Below are 19,269 nucleotides of genomic sequence, written 5' to 3'. Positions count from 1 at the left end.
TAATTGCAGATAAAAGTCATATTGCACTCCTAATGTAGTTTTTTAATTTTTAATGCCCAAGCGATCGCCGAAAATATTGACGGTACAATTCACACAGTGGCACTACTTGATTACCTTGAAACTTAACTAACCCCATACTGCGGAGTTTAAATGCTTCAGTTATACCGACATCCACAGGCCGATTTGCCATCATCGCTTCTTTGACCGCCGCTAGCAATTCTGCATCCTCTTGCAAATTCAGCCAGTGGCGGCGCAGATGGTCACTGTAAGGGCCTTCCTCAGTTGCCGCGATTTTTTGCAGATTTTCCAGCGTTATCCGACCACGGGCAATTTCATAAAGGGCTACCCGCACTAAATAAGGATGACCACCGACGAGTGTGATTAATTCTTCAATTTGTGAATCAGACCAATTGAGTCTGTGACGCTGTACTAAATCTTGTATTTGTGTTTGATTTAAGTCTGGCAACTCAATAGGTAAACCGACATTAAAAGGCGACTGATTAATATTGAGTGGAATATAAACTTCCTTAGAATGCACAATCACCAATCGGAGATTTTTCCAAACTGTCTCATTTTTTGACCGCTCATGCCAAGCTCGTAGCAATCCAAAAAAATCAGCCGCAATCTTGGGATGCTTGAAGACTTCATCGACTTCATCCAAACCCAAAGCTACGGGGTTATTAATCGCAGGTAATAAATACCGTTGAAAGTAATTTGTACATTTATTCTTGCTACCTAAAACACCCTTCCAATACTCGTCTAATTTATCGGGTAAATTCAGTTCGTAGGTAATGCTGGCACAGAACCACTGCAAAAACCGATCTAAATTACCGAGAAATTCTGCATCGGCTGACTGGAAATTTACAGGTGCTATCTGATAGCCATGTTGACTAGCATGATGGAGAACCCTTGACATGAGCGAAGTTTTGCCCATCTGCCGGGGAGCTTTGATGCGAATTAAGGCCCCTGGTTGAAGAATGGCTTCATAACAGTCTACCTCAATAGGCGATCGCTCCACATAGAAAGCAGAGTTTAGAGATACCTGTCCTTCGGGATTTTCTAAGGAAACTGCTGGTTGTATCTCGGTATCTGGAATAATTTCGCTAGCAGAGATAGCACCTTGGGAATTGTTCCGACTTTTCAGCACTGGGGTGGAAGACTCTGGAATACTTTCTAAATCAATCGCGCTACAGCCAAACTCATAAGCATCCTCATAAGACCCTATCAGCACCCAGTGCATCATAAAAGCCAACCGCAAATTTAATTGCGGCGCGATCGCCAATTGCCCGATTCATCCCAACCACGCAATTAATGTGTTGGTGAATTGCCTCAGCTTGTACCTCGCTATAGCAAGCATTTAATAAAATACACTCAATTTTGTCTTTAAATAGTTTAAATAGCCTTGCTAGTGACTCTGTACTCACCAGCTGCATTTGCCCTGTAATATTTTCCAAGGCTAAACCTTGATTTCCTCCCCCATGTCCTGAAAAATGGATAATATGAGGATTATGATCTAAAAGCGCCCGCCGCAAGTCGTCAGGGCGTACTGCCCATTTAGTAATCAGTTCAAACTTATCTCGGCTGCGAGAGCGTTGCAACCCTTCCTGAATTTCCCTTACTTCCTCATCCAAGCGGAGTTTGTCTGTCGTTGTGGGATTAGCTGACACAATCAGGATTTTTTTCACAGCGCTATCAACTATTGAATGCAGTCTTCTGGCTTAGATGTAGTTTACTACAGCAGATAACTACACAATTACTGATAGTGCATTACCGTTAATGAGTCTTTTAGCTCCATTAATGAGCCTTTGAACTCCGTTAATGAGTCTTTTAGCTCCATTAATGAGCCTTTGAACTCCATTAATGAGTCTTTTAGCTCCATTAATGAGCCTTTGAACTCCATTAATGAGTATTTGAACTCCATTAATGAGCCTTTGAACTCCATTAATGAGTCTTTTAGCTCCATTAATGAGTATTTGAACTCCATTAATGAGCCTTTGATACTCGTGAAAATGACAGCAATTTTTACAAGCGTGGAATACACATAATTTTAGGGGCACAATATATTGTGCCCCTACGCGTATAGTCTATTCAATTGAAAACCACTACGCACATCAAGCTCCATTTCACAGATTATACAAGTTTGATTCTGTCAAGGTGCAATTAAAAGATTAAGATCCACTCACCCAGATTGTTAGCCCCATTTTTACCCTGCCTGGGCTAAGACATATAGGCAAAAAGGTGAAATTATTATCACCTTTGCGCTAGCCAATCGACAATCTGGGCATTGACAACATCTGGAACCTCATCGTGAGGACAATGACCGGCATTGGGAATGGGGACAATTTTGATATCTTTGCCATTCTCCCGTGCCTTTTCGTAAATCTTGGCCCCAGTAATTGGTGTCCAGGGGTCGTCAGCACCCCAAATTACTAATAAAGGACGTTCTACTTTGGGCAAAAGTTCATCTGGGCTTGGACCAGGAGGCGCTGTGAGAATAGATGCGAAGACTTGTTGCGCTCCTGGGTCGCAAGAGGGAGTATAAAGTAAATCAACTAATTCATCGGTGACGGCTTCACGGTTTCGGTAAACTTGATAGAGGGTGCGGCGAATTTGGGCTTTTTGGCGGATGCGGTTATAGACAAATTTACCTGTAATTGGCGATCGCACAAACCGATTAAAAGCTGCCATCACAATCCGTAGCGGTGGGTTCAATTCGTGAGGACGATGGCTCAAACCACCCGCAGAGTTAATTAAAATACCACCAGCAGCAATTTCTGGATGTTCTACCAGTACTATTAAGCTCAAAAGTGCGCCAATGGAGTTGCCAATAAATACAGCCGGTTCTTGGATGTGTGCTGTGCAGAAATCTTTCAGCAGTTCCACCCAAACTTCTACACTGTAATCAATGGGCGCTTTATCGGAACCACCAAAACCCAAAAGGTCTATGGCAAATACCTGGTAGCCAGCATCAGCTAAAACCGGGATATTTTTGCGCCAGTGTCCAATGGAAGCGCCAAAGCCGTGAACTAATACCAAAGGGCGTCCTGCACCCATGACAGTGTACTGAATTTTGTAGCCCTGCCAATTCCAAATGAATTTTTCAAAGGCATCTTGAGTTGGAAGTTGTTGTGTAGTTACAGTCATTAATAAGATTCATAAAGTGTTTCTTCAAATATAGTAATGTTCTCTGACCGAAATAGTGCTGGGTAGCGAGGCGTTTAGCCCGTGCTGACTAAAAAAGCAATAATCACACTCAGAACTCCTGAACTCATAACTCCTAACTCATAACTCATAACTCAGTACTCACTACTGAAAGCTATAACCCAGGTAATTTTACTTCTCACTGTGGTAGTAACGATGAAGGTGGACGCACACGTGGCAAAAAGTAACACCAATTTTTTTAAGAGACGCGATTAATTGCGTCTCTAGCTTGCTCAACTGTAAAACTAATTTCCTGACCATAGGAAATTTCTAGTGTATGACCATCTGGGTCTCGAAGATAAGCCCAGTAACCAACTGGATAACCCCAGTCATTTGGCCCAGCCAGCAGTATTCCCTGATTGCGTGCCTCATTGCACAGACGATCGATTTCCCCGCGATTCTGATAAGCTACCCCAAGATGGGATTGTGGTAAAAGTGCGCCTTCTACTTTAGGTACTTTAATTAGGACAATTACAAAAGGTCTAGTCAAGTCACTAATCCAAGCAACATCTGATTGAGTTGCTCGATCGATGCGATGATGCACGACTGTCATCTGAGCATACTTTGCATAAAATGAGATGCTTGCATCAACATCACTAACTGCAAGTGCAATGTGAGTAAAACCAAGATCGGACATTAAAATAACTCCGTATATAGAGGTTGACCGGACGAATGTAGGTATTGGACTGAGTGCTTACTAAGCAAGCTGACACGATTGATAATGAAGATAGGCGTTATCTTCACAAAATTTATGTTTTTAACTTGGTTCGACAGTAATTCTTGGCTGCTGGAAATCGGCGGGAAACGAATACTAATTGACCCTTGGCTGGTTGGTTCGTTGATTTTCAGCAATTTGGAATGGTTGTTTAAAGGTTCGCGATCGCAAAATCGCCCAATCCCAGATAATATTGATTTGATCCTGCTATCTCAGGGTTTAGAAGACCATGCTCACCCACCAACGCTCAAGCTGTTAGATCGCAGCATCAAGGTTGTAGCTTCTCCCAATGCCGCTAAGGTAGTACAGCAGTTAGATTACACCCAAGTAACAGTATTGGCTCATGGTGAAACTTTCACTTTAAATAATCAAGTAGAAATCAAGGCTTTCCCTGGCTCTCCAATTGGCCCGACTCTGGTAGAAAATAGTTATCTCCTCAAAGAATTGGAGAGTGGTTTAACTGTATACTATGAGCCTCACGGGTATCATTCTCCACAACTTCAGCAATCTGCACCTATCGATGTAGTGATTACACCGTTTATTGATATGACGCTACCTTTGCTTGGGTCGATTATTAAAGGGCAAAATAGTGCTTTAGAAGTCGTCAAATCATTACAGCCTCAAGTAATAATACCTACTGCTGCTGGTGGAGATGTGTCCTTTGAGGGCTTGCTGATGAAACTGATTCAAACTAAAGGAACTGCTGAGGAATTTCGTTCGTTATTAGAAAAGAATAATCTTTCGACGCGGGTACTTGAGCCGAAACCAGGCGATCGCTTTGAACTACCATTAGAAAAACGAGCATTGGCAATTTAAATTCGAGGACATACTGCTTGCCATGTTAGTTTAATAACATGGCAACTACTAATTTTTTTCCATAGCTGAATTATCTTGCATATACACTTGTCTAATCGGAAAAGGAATTTGAATTCCTACTTGCTGATAGCGTTTGTGTAATTTTTTGACAAATAGATGTTTACCAATCCGCTGATCGAAATATTCACTTACCCGCATATAAAGCGTAAAATCTATACTAAAATCATTAAAAGTATGAAATCTGATATATGGTTCATTATCTTTTAATTCTGGTGCAATTTCTTGCATAACTTCTTTAGCGACTTCTACAGTTACTTTTTCAACTTGTTCCAAATCGCTATCATAGCTGACGCCCACATCAATTGTTAAAGTAATTTCTTTTGCAGGTAAATGATAGTTGGTGAAAATAGCCGAAGACAACTTAGAATTGGGAACAATGACGACATTATTGGAAATTTCTCTAATGGTCGTATTCCGCCAAGAAATATCTATAACATATCCCTCATGTCCAGCATCTAATTTTACATAGTCACCAGTTCTAACTTGCTTAGAAATAATTAAGTAAAAACCAGAAAATAAATTTGCAAGTGTGTCTTGAAGCGCCAAACCAACTGCTAGACCACCAATACCTAAAGTTGTGACGATCGGGGTAATTTGAACACCTACAGTTTGCAATATGATTAATGTTCCCAAAACTAAAACAGTAATTTTAGCCAGGTTAGAAATTAGTGATGTGGGAACCCCTTCGGCTCTGCGAATAAATAAATTCACAAAACCAGCAGTCAGTTTGGCCAAGACTAAAGTTATTGAATATAGAAATGCCATCGTCAGAATTTTTTGCAGTACGATGGCAACATTTGGCTTGAGGGGAGCACTCAGAACTGCCCAAAAAAAACCGCCAATGACCAACCAAAGAAAAGTCATCCGGTGTAGAGAGTGAAATATAATTTTACTCCCGACAACTCGTTTATTAGTAACGAATGTTTCTAGTTTTTTGAAGATAACTTTTTCACCGATTATTCCAGCCAGAAAGCCAGATATAATAAACGCTATGGGCGTAATCCATTCGATCATATCAATTTTAAATTTGGAATTTTACATTTAGAATAACAGCACTATTACTGTAATTATGGCTAAATTTTACCTTGTTATCGGATTAGCTGCTTAAAATTTTCTTTCCTTATGGATTTGCCAATTATTTATCACCCAGATTATATTGCTCCCCTGCCTGAAGGACATCGTTTCCCGATGTCTAAGTTCCGACAACTCTACGAATTGCTGTTAGCTGATGGTGTAGCAAATCAAGAACAATTTCACACTCCCGAATGTCCGCCACCAGAATTAATAGAGTTAGTCCATACTCCAAGCTACGTTCAAGCCTACTGTGAAGGAACCCTAGATGCCAAAGCACAGCGACGTATTGGTTTGCCTTGGAGTCCAGCACTAGCAAATCGTACTTGTGTAGCGGTAGGTGGTACGATACTCACTGCAAAACTGGCACTAAGTCAGGGTTTAGCCTGTAATACGGCTGGTGGAACTCATCACGCCTTTCCCAGTTATGGGTCTGGTTTTTGTATTTTCAACGATTTAGCGATCGCTTGTCGCGTTTTACAAAAATTTGGACTCGTCCAAAAAATCCTGATTGTCGATTTGGATGTCCATCAAGGAGACGGTACCGCTTTTATCTTCCAAGACGACGACAGCGTTTTTACTTTCTCCATGCACTGCGAAGTCAATTTCCCCGGTACAAAACAAAACAGCGATTTGGATGTTCCTTTGCCGGTGGGAATGGAAGATGAGGCTTATTTACAAACTTTAGCGAATTATTTATCAGATTTGTTATCTAAAGTCAAGCCAGATTTAGTATTTTATGATGCAGGCGTTGACCCTCATATAGGCGATCGCTTGGGAAAATTAGCCCTTACAGATACTGGCATTTTTCGCCGGGAAATGCAGGTTTTGAGTACCTGTATGAGTAGGGGTTATCCCGTCGCCTGCGTTATTGGCGGCGGTTATGCTGATGATATGAAATCTTTAGTATGGCGGCATTCCCTGTTGCATCGGGCCGCTAGTGAAGTTTATCAGCAATACAAACTATTTTAAATCAAAACCCTTAATTGTTAACTGGATGAACAACGGCAAAATCAGAGTCTACGAACTAGCAAAAGAATTAAATTTAGATAGCAAGAAGCTATTAGTAATTTGTGAAAAACTCAAAATTGCAGTCAAAAGCCATACCAGTGCAATTCCAGAATCCGATGCAGAACGTATTCGTATAGCGATAAATAAACTAACAGCAAAATCCTCGAAAACTAAAACCACCTCTGAAGATTGGGGCTATACATTTATAGCTTCAGCAATTGATAGCTTTATCCGCCATCTTGAAGGTGAGGCTGCCTTGAAATCATATTCCGATTTTAGGGAGCGGCGCGATCGCGCCAATCAGTTAATGTATGAATGTGTCGGTAAAAAGCCCTCTCTATTTTATGTGCGTCGCAAAGGTGCGGGGAAAGAAACAAGAGAGGAAATCTGGGATTTGACAATAGCAACAGACTCCGATGATTTTCCATTACCCGCAAGACTTGACAAGCTCAGAAAAACATTAGGATTTAGAGCGGCTGTACAAAAAGATGGACGCGATGGTATAAAAATACTTTCGGCTCAGTTGTTACAACTCTCACGGGGACACGCCGACAGCTATGCTATACCTTGTCGCTTGCGTTTACTGGCTAATCATCAGCATCATCTCGACATTCCGCCAGCGACATTGAAGCGCATCGCTACCGCGCCAGTTTGTGGCGAAAATGTGCCTACAGAACATCAGCTAAAAGCTTGGAAAGCATTTTTGCAAATTGAGGAAAAAATTGCTAAAGCTCGTCAATTTTGTGTGCGTTACGTAAATCATAACTATAACTTTAAAAGGCGAATCAGTTTTGAAATTGATGTAAACTCAGCTACCCTTGACGGCTTTTATCAAAATTCCCTTGATGTAGATAATTTTTGGGAACGAGCAATCCGCACAAAAAACGAAGATTTAAAACTTTTTGAAACTGCTCCTGTAGGCAAAAATTGGATTAGCGGTCGTCAATTAGGAACTGTTGAAGAAGTTGATATCAACCGTGGTATTATCAGCCTCAGACTAGAACGCGACTTAGCTGAATTCATGGCAACAGAGCGTTATAAATTACCAGCTAGCGGATTTTTGTGTTTCGAGGCAGTTGGTGATATTCAGCAGATTCAGCGCAAGAAAAAAGCTTTAGATGATTTGAATAATGGTTATACCCAAAATCCCTACTTAGGTAACTTTTTATTCGATGCTTCTCAGGCTAGAGAAATCAAAACAACTGTTGAACTTCAACCACAAGATTTATTATTATCTTCTGCAAATCCTGGACAGAAAGCAGCAGTAGAAAAGGTACTTGCCGCTAAGGATCTTGTTCTTATCCAAGGGCCGCCAGGTACTGGGAAAACTACCGTAATTGCCGAGATTTGCTATCAAATTGCCCTTCGCGGTGGACGCACTCTAATTGCTTCTCAAGCCAATTTAGCAGTAGATAACGCCCTGAGTCGATTAGTTCACAACCCAGTAATTCGCGCTGTACGCAAGGGTAAAGCCGAAAAAGTTGGGGAAGAAGGACAGCCATTTTTAGAAGACCAAGTAATTGGCAGATGGCTAGAAAATACTGCAACTGATTGCGAAAATAATCTGATTCAACGGCTAGAAAATATTAAAATTTTCACTCACTTACTGGCATCATCACAAAGATTTACTGCTTACTTCCAAGCAGAGGAAGAATTTAATCAGCAACAAACTAAATTCAATGAAAATAAGATAAAACTAGAGGTAAACTTTCAAAATCAAGAAAAAGATTACAACGAAACTGTAGATAAACAGAACGAGGTTGAATCACTAATTGTAAAATTAGAAAATATATTAAAGACTTTACCAAATATCAACTGGGAAGCTTCAGAAGTTACAGATTTCTTGCCACTTCTTAAACCCTACACAGAAGGTAACAGTTTAATAGAAGAGTTTTTAGCAAATGTTCGTCAAATCATCAAATATACTGATGAGCTTGGTTTTGTGCGTCCGGCGCTTGGTGCTTTTGGTTTAGCAGCTTGGTTGCGTAAAACTGTAGCAATAGAAATTTCTGGATTTAAAACTTCTTTGACTTATGCTCAAGAAGCAAGTAAAGCCATCTTAGAAGTTGCAGCATCAGTGGAGGTTGTCAAACAAAATTTCGCTTCGTTGAATCAGTTACAACCAGATTATCAGCAATATCATACAAAACTGCAAAATATACAGCAAACAATCCAGATATGGCAAAACCGCAAACGGGAAATAGATTACATTATCTCAGCAGTTAAAGAATGGAAATCTACAGCACCTTCTCATCTCTATCAAACTTTAAAAGAATGTTATCAATCAGGTGTACCACTCACAGAAAATTTAGTTGACTTACCGCTAGGTTTATTGATGTTTGCTAATACATTAAAACTTCCAATAGTACCAAAAAATTATCAAATAAATCTACCAGAATGGGAAGTATTAGCAAAGGCGATCGCTTATGAAATAGATGGAGGTTTTACCGACAGGCGGGGTAAACAGCATAATTTTAGCTATTTTTTACAAGAAAATTTTAGCCAGATTCCAATGGTGCTATCAAACAGCGATCGCACCCAATGGCAAGAAACCTATCAACAATTTAACAATTATCAGCTACTCAACCCCAAACAACGAAAATTACTGGTTGAGAATACCCAGGTTTTCTTAATTAGAATGCAACGGACTTATGGTACATCATGGGAATGGAATAATATCGACTCTACTCTCACCCGCATTACCCAAGAATTGTTAGATGTTATCCTTGCAAATGCGCGTCAATGCGTTTTAAAAGTCAAAACGGAAACCGAGCAACAACTTCAGTATCTACAAGGACAATTAAATGAACTTCAGAAAAATAAAGTTAGCCAACAGCAAATATCTATTACTCAAGCTGAGGTAGAAAAAGCACAGCAGGATGCTAATTTCCAACTTGGACGAGTGATTAATATCTTGCAGGAGCTTAATCAAAAAAATATCCCTTCTAAATTACGTATTTTAGTTGAAAGATATCTGGCAACACAATCAAATATTTGGGAGCATCCCCAAGAATTTGCAAATCAAGCAAATTACTGGGAATCTTCCATTAGTCAGCTTGAAACTTTAATCTCATCATTAGAACCTTTTGCTGTACTGGAGATAATTAAACATTCTCTAAAAGAGCATTTATCAAAGCTACAAGAAAAAACTGAAACTTCTCTACAGCATCTACAAAAATTACAAACTAATCTACGTGAGGTAGAACAAAAATCACAACCACAGCTATCAGAAAACCTAAGGCAAGAACGAAGTTGGTGGTTGACAGAATGGCAAACAATACCTGATAAATTTAAACCAGAAATTTCCCAAGCAGACTTATTTAGTATAAAGTTTTTACGCAAGATTAATACTCAGTTTGAATCTTGGCAGCAACAACTCCAGACAGAAGAAAATTATCTTAATAAATATCAGAATTTTGTTCAAGATTGGATAGGAAAATTAAGAGAGCCAACTGAAGGCGATGCCTGCGGCGGGCTACGCCTACGCGACGATTTAAGGCGCATATATTTAGATAATGCCAATGTCGTCGGAATCACCTGTGTTCAGGCTGCAAATAGAGGTTTTTCAGAAGAATTTAAATCTTTTGATGTCGTCATTATTGATGAAGTTAGTAAGTGTACTCCACCAGAGTTACTAATCCCAGCTTTGAAAGGCAAAAAGCTAGTAATGGTAGGCGATCATCGCCAATTACCACCCATGCTTGATACTAGCACTTTAGAAGAAGTAGCTCAAACAATTGGCAATACACGAGATGAACTACAATTCCTAGAAGAATCATTATTTAAAAGTCAGTTTGAATCTGCTGATGAAAGCATCAAACAAATGCTAACTATACAATATCGAATGCATCCATTTATTATGGGTGCAATTAATCAATTTTATGACGGTAAACTAGAATCTGGTATTTTAGAGGCGGACACAAAACGCGCACATCATTTAGCAAGCGAAATTATCCAAGAATCTCAGCATCTTATTTGGGTAAAAACGCCTATAGAAAATCAGTTTTTAGAGCAACGAAACGGAACTTCTTACTTTAATATTCCAGAAATTGATGCGATTGAACGTTTGTGTCATCAGTTTGAAAATACTTGGGTTTCTAAAGTTGCTAATGGGGAACCAAAAAAAGAAATTGCCGTAATTACATTTTATGGCGCTCAATTGAGAAAAATCGATGAACGTCTGCAATCTGAACTTTTTCCTTCGCTAGAAATTCGTACTGGTACAGTAGACAGATTTCAAGGTATGGAAAGACCTGTTGTAATTGTCAGTATGGTTCGCAATAATAACAATGGAGATGTGGGATTTGCGAAGAAACCAGAACGGGTAAATGTTGCATTTTCTCGCGCTCAAGAACTACTAATAATTGTGGGTTGCCATAATTTATTTACCCATCAATCAGGTAAAGTCGGAAGCATGTATTCAGAAGTTTCAAATATTGTTAGTCTTCATGAAGGTTTCGTTGATGTTTCTCGCCTCTTCAGCTAAATCTGCGATCTGCTTACGCATAGCCGCCGCAGGTATTGCGCGAATCGACAAAAAACCTAAATTTCATAAACTGTAACTTAGGCTAAGTATCTTAACGGAATTTGCTCATAAACAGGACTTACGCAACTGGCACAGTGCGATCGCTAGCCAGTAGTACATAAGTATTTAATTACCCAGAATGTGTTTGATATTTACAAGCTCAAGCACAAATTGCTTTTTAATTATTTAATTGAGCAACTAAAACGTCCAGATATTGCTATGTCTTCTGTGTAGTTTTTGGGTGCTTGGTGCGCTTCGCACACCATTGCTTGTGTCAGTTGCGTAAGTCCTGAACCAAAAATTCTTAGGGTCTACAAAGACTCTAAATAGTTCAAAAGATCCGCCATTTCTTGAGGACTAGGTTGGAATTTTGGCATTGGCGGTGTTTCACCACTGATCACTTGGTGAATCAGTCCATACCGAGACTTGTGCTTTGAAACAGCTTGCAAACTGGGCCCCACTCGCCCGTCTGCTTCCAAGCCATGACAACCCGCACAGTTAATTTGAAATATCGCGTGTCCTTGAACTGGGTTTCCTGTTAGGGATAGAACACTCTTGACGTATGGATCGGAGGCTTGAACCAACTGAACACCAAAAAAGCCCAAAGGGACTGCTAGCAGTATAGCCAGCGTCAATAAAACGATCCGCTGAATCAAAATTTCAGGTTTGGTAATCTGGTTATCCAAAAGGTTTGCTCTGAAAGTCTAGGTGTGCTAAAAAGTTTTCATTTCCTACACATAGCTTAAAAGTTCTTGATTGTGTCTGCAAGCACAGAAGACTATTTTTTTGTGACCAGTCGCACTCCAAAGGGCTGTAGGGCGCAGGATTCATACGAAATTTGGTAAAATCAAAAACAGGCAACGAATATTTAATAATTACAAAGAGGAGATTTACAGTGGTTGAACCCCTGCTATCAGGTATTGTCCTTGGTCTAGTTTTCGTAACTCTCGCTGGACTTTTTTACGCTGCATATAAGCAATACAAGCGCCCCAATCAGCTGGGGGGATGAGGGAGTGCTGAGTTAGGAGTTAGGAGTTAGGAGTAGAGACGCGATTAATCGCGTCTGTACAAGAGTTAGGAGTAGAGACGCGATTAACCCAAGTCTTTCCAAGAGTTAGGAGTCATATTGTTCTTCATCTCCTTTATCTGCTCCTAATTCCTGATTCCGAATTCTGTAGAAAGTAAGTGATGTGTTGCCGTAAACTTTCTGGCGGCAAATTTCCCAAGCGGGAATCTCTGGCGGTGTCCAACCTTGTGAGGCGTGTTCAACTGCAATTTCGCCGCTAAAATCTAAAAGTTGATGGTGAGCGATCGCTTCTAATACTGGCTGGTACAATCCACTGGCATAAGGTGGATCGAAGTAAATTCTATCAAACTGTTTACCTGATAAAGTCTTTAACTGCTGGGTAATATCTCCCCGCAATACTCGAAATTCTTGGTCAGCGTTAGCTAACTGCTGCCAATTTTGTTGGATGGTGGCACAGGCTCGGCTCGATTGTTCAATTCCCACTACTACGCTGGCTCCTCTACACAAAGCCTCTGCGCCCATTGAACCAGTACCGGCGCACAAATCTAGCCAGCGACAAAGAGCAATTTCTCCTTGCCAAATATTAAAGATTGCCTCTCTGACTCGCGCACTAGTGGGTCTAGTTTCTTTCCCTGGTAAAGTTTTTAGCTGGCGATTACCGTAAATTCTCAGGCTCATTATTCATTGGGCATGGGGCATAGGCCAAATAGGGCATTGGCATTAATTCAAGGTAGATGGTCATTTTCATTTATTAACAAATGACAAAGGACAAATGACAAAATAATTAGGCAGGAATTTTTTCGCGGACTTGAGCAACGAAATTAGACAGAATTTGCAATCCGATATTAGAGGATTTTTCGGGGTGAAATTGTACTGCCATCAGGTTTTCGTGAGCGATCGCAGCTGTGACGGTTTGAGTACCGTGAGTGATAGTTGCTGCACGGATTAACGGGTCTATTGGGTCAACATAGTAGGAATGGACAAAATATACCCAAGGATCGGACGGTAAATGCTCCCACAAAATACTTTTTGGTTGAGTGATTTCTAGTTGATTCCACCCCATATGAGGAATAGTTATGTCAGCTTCTGGACGAAACCGCCGCACTTTTCCTTTGATAATTCCTAGTCCTGGTTGGGTACCTTCTGCACTTGATTCAAAGAGAATTTGTAATCCTAAACAAATTCCCAAAAAAGGCTTACCAGATGCGATCGCTTCTTTAATAGGTTGTTCTAAACCACGCGATCGCAGGTGTTGCACTGCTGGATCGAATGCTCCCACTCCCGGTAGGACTATAGCATCTGCCTGCTCTAATTCCTTTGGAGAATAAGTAACATTAGGAGTTGCCCCAGCTTTTTCCAAGCCTTTGCAAACTGAGTGCAAATTTCCCATCTCATAATCTACGACCGCAATTACTGGCATTTACCTGCTCCTTGTAAATTTATTATGGAGGGTTTTTCTATTCTAAATAATATTTGTTATGAAGAAAAGAATTCTATTAACTTCTTTTGACACTTGGCTAAAAGATCAACAGTCAAATTCTTCTGATGATTTATTACTTGAAGTGAGCAAACTTGAGTTGATACCACATGATTTAACTTTTTTACGCCAGTTACCCGTAGATGTGCAACTTGCCAGTACTCAGGTAATGGAAAAAATCAAGGCAATCCAACCTGATTACATCATCTGTTGTGGCATGGCTGCAAGCCGTACACAATTAAGTGTGGAAGCAGGTGCTAGCTGCGAAGAAATTGTTTTACAGACAGAAGTTGATTTAGAAAAATTAGTGGCGGGAGCAGCAAAAATTCAAATTAGCTACGACTGTGGGAAATTTGTTTGCGAAGGTCTTTACTATTCAGTGTTGGAATACTTAAGCCAAAATAAACTCACGGCACGTTGTATTTTTGTCCACGTTCCGGTTCTCAATCAAGAAAATTTGATGGGGATTCTTGCCGATTTCGTATTAATTATTAACAAACTGGCACTTTCATCAAGTTGTTAATGTCTGTATGGTGAAAGAAATATCTATGTATATGTTGCCATTGTTACTAATTTTCCCAATTGCCCAATCAACTCCTGCCACGCTACCACCTGAAGAAGTCGTACAACCACAAGAAGTACGTCCTTTACCAGGTCAATTGGATACAGTGCCAACCTTTAACAGCAATAGTCCAGAATTAGTTTTGAAAGAAGGAATTTTACTTTCCACGTTTCCACCAGATGGGAAAAAAGTGCCAACAGCGCATCTAAATTTTCCCTTTCGGGGACGATTTGATATTTTTGCCCATCATGTTGCGAAGGCTGAACCACCAGAGAATTTGCGTTCTCTTTATTTAGGGATAATTTTGCATAACCCTGGTTCGGAATCGGTGAAAGTAAATATTTGGCAGGCGGCGAGTTATTTAAGCCAACCGGATGCACCATTTATTCAATTACCATCCTTTAGCCAAAATCCTTTAGGTAAAATTTTTGCAGGTCCTGGCGATCGCGTTATGTCTGATGTGCTTCGGGGAGTGCGACAAGAGATTTTTCCTGCCCAAATTGAGATTCCACCAAAGCAAAGTCGGATGTTACTCAATTTACCAATTCCTGTACAGGGATTGACACCACCTTTAAATGGTCGGGTCTACATTCATCCGACTGCAAAGTGATGGCACTGTCTATGCAGCTAGCCTAGCGATGTTTGCACGCGAGAATCCTGATGGCAGCGAGCGATCGCCCACTTTAGAAGAGTGGCAGAATTTACTAGATAATGGCGATTTGGCTGTGCCGCGAGATAAAACTCCCACTCCCTTAGAAGAAACTGGCAAGCCAAGAATTTATGGGCGTGTTGCGGGAGTGGTTGGTGGTTCGCGATGGAGAGCCTTATTAGTAGATAATCCTAAAGCCAAGTATTTAACTATTCCCCAGTCTGGTCAAGTGTTTTCTTACGCTCTGAATACCGTGCATGGCGGTACATTAGGAACTGGTCAAATTCAAAGTGCACCTATGCTGGTGCGCTATCCTGACACCGCATATCGCGCTCATGGTAACTATGGAATTCAATATAATCTCAAGTTGCCACTATACAACAATACTCAAAGTTCTCAAACTGTTAGTGTATCCATACAAACACCACTAAAGGAAGATCGGTTAGTCAAACCAGGATTACGCTTTTTGAGTACACCAGATCCTCAAGTATTTTTTCGAGGGACAGTGCGAGTACGTTACAAAAATGACCAAAATCAGCTGCAAACTCAATTTGTGCATTTAGTACAAAAGAGAGGTCAACCAGGGGAACCGTTAGTTTTATTAAAGATGAAACCAGGCGATCGCTCTTTAGTAGAAGTTGACTTTCTCTATCCGCCAGATGCTACACCTCCGCAAGTATTAACAGTCTTAACTCAAGCTGAACCTCGGTGATGAGTTATGGGTAATGGGTAATCTCCAAGTACCTATTACCAAAAAATAATTAAAGCCTGTTCTCAAGCTTTTCACTCCAAGTTTGTATATTTAGGCTGAATACTTATTTTGTTCTATGCATTGCAATAGAAATAGCAGACTAAGTAGATAGCTAATAAGAGGACGATATGGCAACGAATCAAAAAATCAATCAAGAAACTGAGTTAAATTCGCTTCAGCCGCTTGTTGGAATCTTGATTTTACTGGTAGAGGATGAGCCAGATATTGCAGATTTGCTCATTTTCATTTTGGAAGCAGCTGGTGCGGAGGTTATGGCTTTAACCGATGCAGAAGCAGCCCTTGCCTTAGTTGAATTGCTCCATCCCGATATTCTGGTGTGCAATATGAAGTTGCCCGATCGCGATGGAAATTGGTTAATTGAGCAAATTCGAGTACATTCTTGCCCATCCTTAAGACAGTTGCCTGCGATCGCTATCACTTCTTATACACGGGAAGTCTCAAGCTATAAAGCTTTGAATGCTGGTTTTAATCGATTTCTAGTCAAGCTTGAGAGTCCAGAAGAAATTGTAGATGAGATTGTTTACCTGTTATCTTCCGATCTTTAAATATAAGTAGCTAGCCTCGATCTCGTTTTTGATCGTGATTTCAGACAATACTCTGTGGGAGCGCACAGCTAGCTATACACTCCTAAAAACGATTTTAAGAAAAGAAACCATAGAACCCTAAATGAGTAGGGTAAAATGTTGCATATATTTATTAACCTCGTTGAAAACCCTTTGCTGGCTTTTGTTGCCCCTTACCTTTGGGCTTAGATTTGTTAACTTCTCCTAAAGCTTCCTGAAATAAGTTATGCAAATGTATGGGTACACTGGCAATGTCTGGCAACTCTGGCTCGATAGGTTTGTGGAATTCTTGCAAAAGTGTATCCAAGTCACTTTCAAGCCTAAATGGACGTTGCAAAAATGTTTGCAACACATTTTCTAATTGAGTTGGATACTGTTGCGCTAATCGATGCCAAATAAAAGCATTAATACTTTTATCTTCGAGGTAGTAGCGAATTAGTTTTTCCGCTCCTTGAACACTTTGCCAATCCTCTGCCGATAAGATTGCTTGTACTTTACTATATGTTGGTAAAAACATTTGTCCCCAACGAGGATGAGAGAGAGCCGTTACCTGTTCTGCTTTCTTGAGTTCAGCAGGCAAATCAACCTTTGGCATCACCATTTTTTTGCTGCTTTTGCTGTTAAGCATCTCAGAGACTACATTGGAATCTGCACCAAATTCTTGTGCGGCTGCTTTGATTTCCTCGTCGCCAATTCCAGCTGCTTCTGCTACTTCCGCCAGAGATTTAGAAGTATCAATTCCTGCGGCTGCAAAGGTTTTCTCAGTAATTACTTCTTGAAATTCCGCTATTTTTTTATTCAGCTGGTATCCAGGTAGTGTGATTTCATCAGTGCCAAAAAAGTCCACAAACTGCTGATGATATTTTTCTACTGACTGCCAAGCTTCTTCTAGCAAGTCTGGAGCATCGCTATAAAGATTACTTTTATAGTTTTCCTTAAAATTACCAATTGCTACGGCAAGTTTTGGTTTACCTAATTTACCCATTATTGTGTAGGGGCCAGAAAACGTCCAGTAGCTATCGGTAACGGGAGAAATGCGAGTTAGCAGGATTTCTCCAACTTTTAACCGAGATATTGCCTGTAATGTTTGAGTATTGTTTGGCTTGACAATGTAGCGTTTATCTGTTAACCAGTTTGTCAATTCAAAGCCATCAGGTAAAATATTAGTGATGGCAAACAAGCCAATAAAACTATGATGCCAACTGTTTATCAGTCTGCGATCGCTTTCTGCTAAATCTGGATGGCTTTCGATAAACAAGTCTAATGGTGACTTATCACCAACTTTCCCGTCTGTCAAAAAGCTATCGATGGTTAAGTCCTGCTGCGTATTATCCCCACTTCCACGGCGCAACTGTTCTGCTGCATAAGTTTCCAGCGCTTGTGCCAGTTCGCCTTCAGCATCAAGGACAAAATCAACTAAGGCTTGTTTTAATTCGTGCGATCGTTCTAATATGACATCCACAAGTTAATCTCTCGGTGCAACAGATGTAAATTATAGCCTTTGAGAGAATTTCAGCATCTAGCTATTGCTAGATTTATGGAAATGCACACTTAGCAGAATTGCTTTTTGGATATGGAATTGATTGGTTTTTTGTCAAGCCTGATGCGGTGCATTTGGCGTTGTTTACTGGATTGACAGTTTCAGTGGCGATGTTGTCGGCTTTAATATTTTGAAGGGTAGCCTCAGCTTTTATCTACGCAATTCCAAAGGACTGACACAACAGTGGCGAAATGCCATTCTTACCTTCAGTACTTATCGAGCAACTTTGTTTGAGGGAACGGTGAAACTACTTTTGTACACGTTGATTCCGGCTGGATTGGTGACTTATTTGCCAATTGAGGCATTGCGATCGCTATCTTTAATTCATGCTGTGCTAGCAGTGGCTGGGGTCAACTACTGTGCTGTTGGTTGGTGCAGGTGTGTTTTACTAAGGTTTGCTTCGCTACTCTTCAAGGAATTTGATGCAGATGCGAGATTGAGGTCAATGTTGGTCATATTATAATATCTAGGCTTTATGTCCTCTAAAGGAACACATGAATAACCGCCCTTCATGCAAGTGTTTCCAAGCTTACTACTTGGGCAATAAATGGTCTGAGATAAAGCTGCATCAAGAGCATCAAGATATTGAGTGCGATGCATGGAAGCGATTATTAGAGCTTGTGGAGGTTGTATCCGCAGATGAGCGAGAAGAATTTGCCCCTGGACGTGAAATAGGCTGGGATGACTGGAGTCAGATTATCACGCTGCCTTCGACAATATCGAAACTAAAATCTGTTAAGCACTTGATGCTGTACGGGAGCAATCTTGTTCGCATACCTCCAGAAATCGGTGAGATGACGAATTTAGAAACGTTTACTCCCTACACATCCCATCGATTACATTGGTTTCCCTATGAAATTACTCGTTGCAAAAAACTAAAGCATAGTACTGTCAGTACTCGTACTCTTTATGGGAATTACAAGTTTCGCCCGCCATTTCCCAAGCTTCCGGTAGGAAAAACTGTGGAGGCAGATTCCTCCATAAAGTGCAGTGTATGTAATGCTCTTGTCATAGCTCCAAATTTACATCAAGTATGGATATCTCTTCCGGTAGCTACGGATGTTTTGCCCCTTCTTGTTAATGCTTGTTCACAAATCTGTATCGACAGACTTCCTCGACCACCAAAAACCTATGTGCAGGAACCGCACACTGGAGGGCTACATATCCAACAGTCGCCAATTGATGATTTCTACCGATGACTCTAGATACAGGACTTACTCAAAATTACACACTGTAGGGCAATTAATGAATTGCCACTACCTGACAATCAGGGTTGAGGC

Annotated in this window: 16 protein-coding genes and 2 pseudogenes; 9 read left to right on the top strand and 9 right to left on the bottom strand. The window is 40.5% G+C overall.

The window, feature by feature from the left end; genetic code table 11:
- Positions 1 to 49: 49 nt before the first annotated feature.
- The 4 genes and pseudogenes from NSTCB13_RS35290 to NSTCB13_RS35275 form a co-directional block, all read right to left on the bottom strand.
- Positions 50 to 1,685 (bottom strand): annotated as a pseudogene (locus tag NSTCB13_RS35290) (AAA-like domain-containing protein).
- Positions 1,686 to 1,753: 68 nt separating this feature from the next.
- The gene (locus NSTCB13_RS35285; protein WP_448275648.1) at positions 1,754 to 2,041 is read right to left on the bottom strand and encodes a hypothetical protein; all 288 of its coding nucleotides are present in this window, start codon (positions 2,039 to 2,041) and stop codon (positions 1,754 to 1,756) included.
- Between the two features lie 209 nt (positions 2,042 to 2,250).
- Positions 2,251 to 3,144, bottom strand: coding sequence for an alpha/beta fold hydrolase (locus NSTCB13_RS35280; RefSeq protein ID WP_448275646.1), 894 nt, complete (start codon positions 3,142 to 3,144; stop codon positions 2,251 to 2,253).
- Positions 3,145 to 3,400: 256 nt separating this feature from the next.
- Positions 3,401 to 3,838, bottom strand: coding sequence for a VOC family protein (locus tag NSTCB13_RS35275; RefSeq protein ID WP_448275644.1), 438 nt, complete (start codon positions 3,836 to 3,838; stop codon positions 3,401 to 3,403).
- Positions 3,839 to 3,952: 114 nt separating this feature from the next.
- Between NSTCB13_RS35275 and NSTCB13_RS35270 the strand changes: the two genes are divergently transcribed.
- Positions 3,953 to 4,732: an MBL fold metallo-hydrolase gene (locus tag NSTCB13_RS35270; RefSeq protein WP_448275643.1), complete on the top strand. Its 780-nt coding sequence runs from the start codon at positions 3,953 to 3,955 to the stop codon at positions 4,730 to 4,732.
- A 48-nt stretch (positions 4,733 to 4,780) separates the two neighbouring features.
- Here NSTCB13_RS35270 and NSTCB13_RS35265 read toward each other — a convergent pair whose 3' ends face one another.
- Positions 4,781 to 5,806 carry a mechanosensitive ion channel family protein gene (locus NSTCB13_RS35265; RefSeq protein WP_448275641.1) on the bottom strand — a complete coding sequence of 342 codons (1,026 nt, stop codon included), beginning with the start codon at positions 5,804 to 5,806 and terminating at the stop codon, positions 4,781 to 4,783.
- A gap of 108 nt (positions 5,807 to 5,914) precedes the next feature.
- Between NSTCB13_RS35265 and NSTCB13_RS35260 the strand changes: the two genes are divergently transcribed.
- Positions 5,915 to 6,835 carry a histone deacetylase family protein gene (locus NSTCB13_RS35260; protein ID WP_448275640.1) on the top strand — a complete coding sequence of 307 codons (921 nt, stop codon included), beginning with the start codon at positions 5,915 to 5,917 and terminating at the stop codon, positions 6,833 to 6,835.
- Between the two features lie 25 nt (positions 6,836 to 6,860).
- Positions 6,861 to 11,360 carry a translation initiation factor IF-2 N-terminal domain-containing protein gene (locus NSTCB13_RS35255; RefSeq protein WP_448275638.1) on the top strand — a complete coding sequence of 1,500 codons (4,500 nt, stop codon included), beginning with the start codon at positions 6,861 to 6,863 and terminating at the stop codon, positions 11,358 to 11,360.
- A gap of 350 nt (positions 11,361 to 11,710) precedes the next feature.
- On the opposite strand, the gene NSTCB13_RS35250 is transcribed toward NSTCB13_RS35255, so the two are convergent.
- Positions 11,711 to 12,085, bottom strand: coding sequence for a c-type cytochrome (locus tag NSTCB13_RS35250; protein WP_445626297.1), 375 nt, complete (start codon positions 12,083 to 12,085; stop codon positions 11,711 to 11,713).
- A 209-nt stretch (positions 12,086 to 12,294) separates the two neighbouring features.
- Between NSTCB13_RS35250 and petG the strand changes: the two genes are divergently transcribed.
- A complete protein-coding gene (gene petG / locus NSTCB13_RS35245; RefSeq protein WP_063721252.1) occupies positions 12,295 to 12,408 on the top strand; it encodes a cytochrome b6-f complex subunit V in 114 nt (37 codons plus the stop codon).
- Positions 12,409 to 12,513: 105 nt separating this feature from the next.
- Here petG and rsmD read toward each other — a convergent pair whose 3' ends face one another.
- Both rsmD and hisH read right to left on the bottom strand, forming a co-directional pair.
- On the bottom strand, positions 12,514 to 13,104 hold the full coding sequence (gene rsmD / locus NSTCB13_RS35240) for a 16S rRNA (guanine(966)-N(2))-methyltransferase RsmD (protein ID WP_448275636.1): 591 nt from the start codon (positions 13,102 to 13,104) through the stop codon (positions 12,514 to 12,516).
- A gap of 106 nt (positions 13,105 to 13,210) precedes the next feature.
- Positions 13,211 to 13,846: an imidazole glycerol phosphate synthase subunit HisH gene (gene hisH, locus NSTCB13_RS35235; protein WP_322674225.1), complete on the bottom strand. Its 636-nt coding sequence runs from the start codon at positions 13,844 to 13,846 to the stop codon at positions 13,211 to 13,213.
- 58 nt (positions 13,847 to 13,904) lie between these two features.
- Here hisH and NSTCB13_RS35230 point away from each other — a divergent pair, with 58 nt between their 5' ends.
- The 3 genes and pseudogenes from NSTCB13_RS35230 to NSTCB13_RS35220 all read left to right on the top strand — a co-directional run bounded on the left by NSTCB13_RS35230 (position 13,905) and on the right by NSTCB13_RS35220 (position 16,431).
- Positions 13,905 to 14,426, top strand: coding sequence for a pyroglutamyl-peptidase I family protein (locus NSTCB13_RS35230; RefSeq protein WP_445626295.1), 522 nt, complete (start codon positions 13,905 to 13,907; stop codon positions 14,424 to 14,426).
- Positions 14,427 to 14,457: 31 nt separating this feature from the next.
- Positions 14,458 to 15,826 (top strand): annotated as a pseudogene (locus tag NSTCB13_RS35225) (DUF3370 domain-containing protein).
- A 167-nt stretch (positions 15,827 to 15,993) separates the two neighbouring features.
- Complete coding sequence (locus tag NSTCB13_RS35220; protein WP_448266717.1) at positions 15,994 to 16,431, top strand: response regulator; 438 nt, start codon at positions 15,994 to 15,996, stop codon at positions 16,429 to 16,431.
- 151 nt (positions 16,432 to 16,582) lie between these two features.
- Here the strand turns inward: NSTCB13_RS35220 and NSTCB13_RS35215 are convergent, their stop codons facing one another.
- Complete coding sequence (locus NSTCB13_RS35215) at positions 16,583 to 17,911, bottom strand: hypothetical protein (protein WP_445626292.1); 1,329 nt, start codon at positions 17,909 to 17,911, stop codon at positions 16,583 to 16,585.
- Between the two features lie 208 nt (positions 17,912 to 18,119).
- Here NSTCB13_RS35215 and NSTCB13_RS35210 point away from each other — a divergent pair, with 208 nt between their 5' ends.
- Together NSTCB13_RS35210 and NSTCB13_RS35205 are read left to right on the top strand one after the other, a co-directional pair.
- Positions 18,120 to 18,452: an ABC-2 family transporter protein gene (locus NSTCB13_RS35210; RefSeq protein ID WP_448275634.1), complete on the top strand. Its 333-nt coding sequence runs from the start codon at positions 18,120 to 18,122 to the stop codon at positions 18,450 to 18,452.
- Positions 18,453 to 18,483: 31 nt separating this feature from the next.
- Positions 18,484 to 19,188 (top strand): hypothetical protein, encoded by a 705-nt coding sequence (locus tag NSTCB13_RS35205; protein ID WP_445626290.1) that lies wholly within the window; start codon positions 18,484 to 18,486, stop codon positions 19,186 to 19,188.
- Positions 19,189 to 19,269: the final 81 nt, after the last annotated feature.

The organism is Nostoc sp. DSM 114160, from assembly GCF_053470305.1.
Note: the sequence above shows the minus strand (reverse complement) of the source record. Positions and strands in the feature narration are given on the sequence as shown.

What these genes read in the sequence shown, in the direction of transcription:
- NSTCB13_RS35255 (WP_448275638.1), top strand. Translation starts at nt 6,861, where the DNA reads ATGAACAACGGCAAAATCAGAGTCTACGAACTAGCAAAAGAATTAAAT.
- NSTCB13_RS35280 (WP_448275646.1), bottom strand. Translation starts at nt 3,144, where the DNA reads ATGACTGTAACTACACAACAACTTCCAACTCAAGATGCCTTTGAAAAA.
- NSTCB13_RS35230 (WP_445626295.1), top strand. Translation starts at nt 13,905, where the DNA reads ATGAAGAAAAGAATTCTATTAACTTCTTTTGACACTTGGCTAAAAGAT.
- NSTCB13_RS35275 (WP_448275644.1), bottom strand. Translation starts at nt 3,838, where the DNA reads ATGTCCGATCTTGGTTTTACTCACATTGCACTTGCAGTTAGTGATGTT.
- hisH (WP_322674225.1), bottom strand. Translation starts at nt 13,846, where the DNA reads ATGCCAGTAATTGCGGTCGTAGATTATGAGATGGGAAATTTGCACTCA.
- NSTCB13_RS35260 (WP_448275640.1), top strand. Translation starts at nt 5,915, where the DNA reads ATGGATTTGCCAATTATTTATCACCCAGATTATATTGCTCCCCTGCCT.
- NSTCB13_RS35205 (WP_445626290.1), top strand. Translation starts at nt 18,484, where the DNA reads ATGAATAACCGCCCTTCATGCAAGTGTTTCCAAGCTTACTACTTGGGC.
- NSTCB13_RS35265 (WP_448275641.1), bottom strand. Translation starts at nt 5,806, where the DNA reads ATGATCGAATGGATTACGCCCATAGCGTTTATTATATCTGGCTTTCTG.
- NSTCB13_RS35220 (WP_448266717.1), top strand. Translation starts at nt 15,994, where the DNA reads ATGGCAACGAATCAAAAAATCAATCAAGAAACTGAGTTAAATTCGCTT.
- NSTCB13_RS35270 (WP_448275643.1), top strand. Translation starts at nt 3,953, where the DNA reads ATGTTTTTAACTTGGTTCGACAGTAATTCTTGGCTGCTGGAAATCGGC.
- rsmD (WP_448275636.1), bottom strand. Translation starts at nt 13,104, where the DNA reads ATGAGCCTGAGAATTTACGGTAATCGCCAGCTAAAAACTTTACCAGGG.